Genomic DNA, 5,035 nt, shown 5'->3' on the forward strand with positions numbered 1-5,035 from the left:
GGAAGACGTCCCCATGAACTGGCTCGTGTCCTTCGCCGAGTTCGTCGTCAACGAGATCCTCAGCGAACCGGCTTACCTCATCGGCCCGGTCACCGCGGCCGGCGGTGCTCACACCTCGTAGGTCTCGCGCAGCACGCGGTCGACCTCACCGGTGTCGGTGAAGTTCTCCACGACCCGGACGGGGGTGCCCACGTCGCCGAGGGTGCGGGCGATCTCCCCCGAGGTGAGGATGGCGGCGGCCTCGGACGCCTTCCCCTTGGCGGAGATGGTGTCGGTCGCCTCGACCGTGACGAAGGAGGACCAGCCCCAGCGCTCCAGCACCTGTTCCAGGGTGTTCTTCAGGAACAGGCTGGTGCCCAGGCCGTTGCCGCAGACGGTCAGGATGGTGTGGCGGTCGCCGCCGCCCCCGGTGCGGGCGGGGGCCTCCGGCTCCGTGGCCCGGGCGCCGGTGGCCGGAGCGGCCGGACCGGCGGGTCCGGCGGGTCCGGCGGCGGTGCGGGCCGCGGCGGGCTCCTCGCCCGTCACCAGGGACCAGACCTCCTCCGGGGTCCGGGCCTCCGCGAGCGCGCGGGAGGTCTCCGGGTCGGCCAGCAGGCGGGCGAGGGTCGCCATGGCCTCGGTGTGCGAGCCGGAGTCCGTCGCCGCCAGGGCGACGACCAGCGTCACCGGGTCGTTGGTCTCGTGCCCGAACTCCACCGGCTCGGCCAGCCGCACCCACGCCATGCCGGTGCGCAGCACGGCGGGGGAGGGACGGGCATGGGCGAAGGCGAAGCCCGGCGCCAGCACGATGTAGGGGCCGTTCTCGGCCACGTTCGCGATCATCTCCGCCGTGTAGCCGTCCGTGGCCGTACCGGTCGAAACCAGCAGGTCACCGGAGGCTCGTACGGCCTTCGCCCAGTTCGGGGCGGATACGTCCAGCCGGATCGCGTCGAGCGGGAGCAGTTCTTTCAGCGCCACCATATGGCCGATCCTCGCACGTTCGTCCGGGTTGCGAGTCCGGGTACCGCCCGGTGGGCACCGATCGACCGCAGGCCCGGACTCCGGGGGCGCGTCCCCCGCATGCCGGCCGCGGGCGCGGCGACGCCCCTGCGGCCCGGCGGTTGCGGCGGTGTGCGGGCCCGCGGCTCAGTCGTCGCCGGTCAGCGCCGCCGCCGGATCCACCCCGGTGAGGGTGACGGAGGTCTCCCACAGCGCCGCCGCCGTCAGCGGATCGCGCGACGCCGCCGAGCGGCGGGCCCGCGCCGCGCCGGTGCCCCGCACCTCCAGCGGACCGTCCGGGCCGAAGTACGCGCCGCCCGCCGCCGCCGGGTCGGTGGCGGCGCGCAGCACCGGCAGCGCGCCCCGGGCGGCCGGCTGGGTGAAGAGACGGGTGGCCCGCTCCAGCCTCGCCATTCCGCGGCGCCCCTCCATCACCGGGGCGGCCTGACCCAGCTCCGTCGACGACAACCCGGGGTGTGCCGCGGTCACGGTCAGCGGGGCGCCGGCCGCGGCCGCCCGCCGGTGCAGTTCGTCGGTGAAGAGCAGGTTGGCCAGCTTGGAGGCGCCGTAGGCGCGCCACCGGTCGTAGGGCGTGTGCTCGGCGTTGGGGTCGGCGAGGTCCAGCCCGCCGATCCGGTGCGCCAGCGAGGACACGTTCACCACCCGGGCGCTCCCCGCGCGCAGCGCCCCGCCGAGCAGGCCCGTCAGCGCGAAGTGGCCGAGGTGGTTGGTGCCGAACTGCATCTCGAACCCGTCGACGGTGCGACGCAGCGGCAGCGCCATGACCCCGGCGTTGTTGACCAGCAGCTCCAACCGGCCGTCGCCCGCCGCGGCGAGCAGCGGCACCGCCCGGCGCACCGACGCGAGGTCGGCCAGGTCCAGCGGGACCAGGCGGACGTCGGCCTCCGGCGCCGCCCGGCGGACCCGCTCCGCCGCGGCCCGCCCCCGGCCCTCGTCCCGGCAGGCCAGGACCGTCCGGGCCCCGGCGCGCGCCAGCAGCAGGGCGGTCACCGCCCCGATGCCGCTGTTGGCCCCGGTCACCACCGCGGTGGTGCCGGTCAGCCGGGGCATGTCGCTCGCGGTCCAGCGCGCCATGTTCACGTCCTCCACGGGGGGCGGGGAGCGGCCGCCGCTCCCGCAGGTGTCCACACGGTGCCACGGCCACCGTTCGGGGCGGGGCCGCCGCGCCCGCCGGAACCGGCGGGTGGGCGGTCACCGGTGGGTGTGGAGTGGATTCGGATCGAACGGGCAGACGGATTGGTGAGCGACCGCCCCGGCCGTTCCCCGCGCCGCCGAGGAGACCGACCCGACCATGACCGCGCCCGCCGTACCGGCCTCTCCTGTCCCCGCGGGGTCGCCCGACGACCCCGCCCAGCGACTCCGCCGCCGGCTGGAGCGGCTCATCGGCATCGCGGCGACCGAGGGCAACGCCCTGCGGGTGCTGCGCAACGGCGACGAGATCTTCCCCGCCATGCTGTCCGCCGTCCGCGCCGCCCGGCACACCATCGACCTGATGACCTTCGTCTACTGGCAGGGCGACATCGCGCACGAGTTCGCCGCGGCGCTGGCCGAGCGCGCCCGCGCGGGCGTCCGGGTGCGGCTGCTGCTCGACGGCTTCGGCAGCCGCAACATCGAGCGGGAGCTGCTCGACGTCATGGAGGAGGCGGGGGTGTGGGTCACCTGGTTCCGCCGTCCCGTCCGGCTCTCGCCCTTCAAGCAGAACCACCGCTGCCACCGCAAGGTCCTCGTCGTCGACGAGACCGTCGCCTTCACCGGCGGGGTCGGCATCGCCCAGGAGTGGTGCGGCGACGCACGGGACGCCACCGAGTGGCGCGACACCCACGTCGAGGTGCGGGGCCCCGCCGTCGACGGCATCTGCGCGGCGTTCGCGCAGAACTGGGCGGAGTGCCACCCCGAACTCTTCGACGAGCGCGACCGGTTCGTGGAGCAGGACGCCGCCGGCACGGCCGTGGTCCAGGTGGTCCGCGGCTCCGCGAGCATCGGCTGGCAGGACATGCAGACCCTGCTGCGCGTCGTCATCGAGTCGGCGGAGCACCGGCTGCGGCTGGCCACCGCCTACTTCTCGCCCGACGACTACTTCGTCGACCTGCTGTGCGGGGCGGCCGCCCGCGGGGTCGAGGTGGAGCTGCTGGTCCCCGGCCCGCACACCGACAAGCAGATCAGCCGCCACGCCGGCCGGTACCACTACGACCGGCTGCTGGGCTGCGGGGTGCGCATCCTGGAGTACCAGCGCACCATGCTGCACTGCAAGATCGTCACGGTGGACGGCGTCGCCTCGCTCGTCGGCTCCACCAACCTCAACCGGCGCTCCCTCGACCACGACGAGGAGGTCATGATGGCGGTGCTCGACCGCGACGTCACCGCCGCGCTGGACCGGGACTTCGAGCGCGACCGCCGCCACAGCTTCTTCGTGGACCCCGAGCGCTGGGAGAACCGTCCCCTCTCCCGCCGCGCCGCCGAACGGGCGACCCGGACGGTCCAGTACTTCCTCTGAACGCCGCCCCCGGCCGGACGCGGGGAGTGCCCGGCCCGCATCCCGGCCCCGAGGCGGAACGGCCGGGTCAGTGCCGGTCGGGGCGGGGGCCCGCCGCCCGCACCAGCGCCAGCCGGCGCTCGGTCAGCTCGTCCACCACCGCGACCCCGGAGCGCTGCGCCGACTGCGGACCACCGACCTCCATCAGCAGGCTCGGGATGCGGGCCCCGTCGAACCGGGAGCACACCCACCGGTGGGCCGCGTAGACCTGTTGCAGCGCGCCGTCCAGCTCCACCACCGCGGGATGGTCGAAGCCCAGTGCGCCCAGCGCCGGCCGCACCGCGCGCAACGTCCGCACCAGCAGGGCGTGGTCGCGGGTCTGGAAGCCGCTGAACCCGGGCCGCACCGCCGGCGGCAGCATCGAGGGACGGACCTCCCGTTCGTAGTCGGCGGGGCTGAGGCCGCCCGCGAACGTCATCGCCACCGCCGAGTGCCGGCACATGTCGGACGCCAGTCGCAGCGCCCGTACCGCCCCCGCGGTGTCGCCCGCCGCCGCGCCGGCGAAGCAGCGCAGCCCCGTCACCACGCCCTGGATCAGGACGAAGAACAGCTGATGGCCCACGCGCCAGTGCTCGTGCGGCCGCGGGCAGTCCACCGGATCGCCGCCGTCCTCCGAAGTCCCGGTGGTCCCGGCGGGGCAGGCGACGGCCGGTTCCGCCCCGGTGGCGCGCTCCACCAGGCACTGCCAGCCGGCGGCCGGCGCACCCGGGTCGCGGGGGTCGCCGCAGCCGCTGCGTTCCTGGTGGACCGCGACGAGGTGGTGGGTGTGCGCCCCGCCGAGCAGGAAGGCCGCGGCCGAGAGGTCGGTGGACCGGGCCACCCCGAAGAACGCGTCGTGCTCGTCCTGTTCGTTCTCCGGGTGTTCGCCGGGACGGGGGGCGGCCGCGGGGTCGGGGGGACGGCGCACCGCGGCCGCCCCGTCGAACCGCGCGGCCGCCGCCGCCAGCTCCGCCCACCGGTCCGGCAGCCCGGTCGGGTCCGCCAGCACCAGCCACGGTTCCCTGCACACCGGGCAGTTGCGTGTCTCGTGCGGTGCGGCCACGGGCCTCCTCCTCCTGTGGGCACGGGCGCCCGGCGCGGCCGAGCCGCGTCGGTCAGCAGCACCCTAGGTGCGCGCCCGGCGCGAGAGCCGCGGACGAGGGGCAACGAGCAGGCCGCTGCAATGCCGGGCGCACGGCGGCACCGGGCCGTTGACCGCGATGGGCTTTCCCGCCGGTGAGGGTGGACAGCGGAGGGCCGACGCGCTGCCATGGCCGTGCAGGGCACGAGCCCGGGCAGCCCTCCACCGGGCACGCCCGGCGGCCGCCTGTCGGAGGGAGGACCGCATGATCCACCCCGTCGTCCAGGGATTCGCCCCGCTGGCCGGGCAGCAGTGCACGGTCACCGGCACCGGCACCGTCGCCCGGGTGGCCGCCGACCACCTGCGGCGGCTCGGCGCCGCGGTCCGTGCCGACCGTGCCGACCGGGCGGCCGTGGGCGGTGCGGCGGCCGAGGGCACCGGTC

4 protein-coding genes are annotated in these 5,035 nt (G+C 75.9%); 1 reads left to right on the forward strand and 3 read right to left on the reverse strand.

The annotated features are described in order from the left end of the window. Nucleotides 1-108: 108 nt before the first annotated feature. On the reverse strand, nucleotides 109-960 hold the full coding sequence (locus HCN52_RS01965; RefSeq protein ID WP_168086571.1) for a PTS sugar transporter subunit IIAB: 852 nt from the start codon (nucleotides 958-960) through the stop codon (nucleotides 109-111). Between the two features lie 165 nt (nucleotides 961-1,125). Then, entirely contained in the window at nucleotides 1,126-2,073 is a 948-nt protein-coding gene (locus tag HCN52_RS01970; RefSeq protein WP_168086572.1) for an oxidoreductase, read from the reverse strand. A 217-nt stretch (nucleotides 2,074-2,290) separates the two neighbouring features. Here HCN52_RS01970 and HCN52_RS01975 point away from each other — a divergent pair, with 217 nt between their 5' ends. Beyond that, nucleotides 2,291-3,493, forward strand: a complete 1,203-nt coding sequence (locus HCN52_RS01975) for a phospholipase D-like domain-containing protein (RefSeq protein WP_168086573.1) — start codon at nucleotides 2,291-2,293, stop codon at nucleotides 3,491-3,493. A 67-nt stretch (nucleotides 3,494-3,560) separates the two neighbouring features. Here the strand turns inward: HCN52_RS01975 and HCN52_RS01980 are convergent, their stop codons facing one another. Further along, nucleotides 3,561-4,574 carry a 3-methyl-L-tyrosine peroxygenase-related protein gene (locus tag HCN52_RS01980; RefSeq protein WP_168086574.1) on the reverse strand — a complete coding sequence of 338 codons (1,014 nt, stop codon included), beginning with the start codon at nucleotides 4,572-4,574 and terminating at the stop codon, nucleotides 3,561-3,563. Nucleotides 4,575-5,035 lie beyond the last annotated feature (461 nt).

It is taken from the genome of Streptomyces bohaiensis (assembly GCF_012033785.1).
In the GTDB taxonomy this organism is placed as follows: Bacteria; Actinomycetota; Actinomycetes; order Streptomycetales; family Streptomycetaceae; genus Streptomyces; species Streptomyces bohaiensis.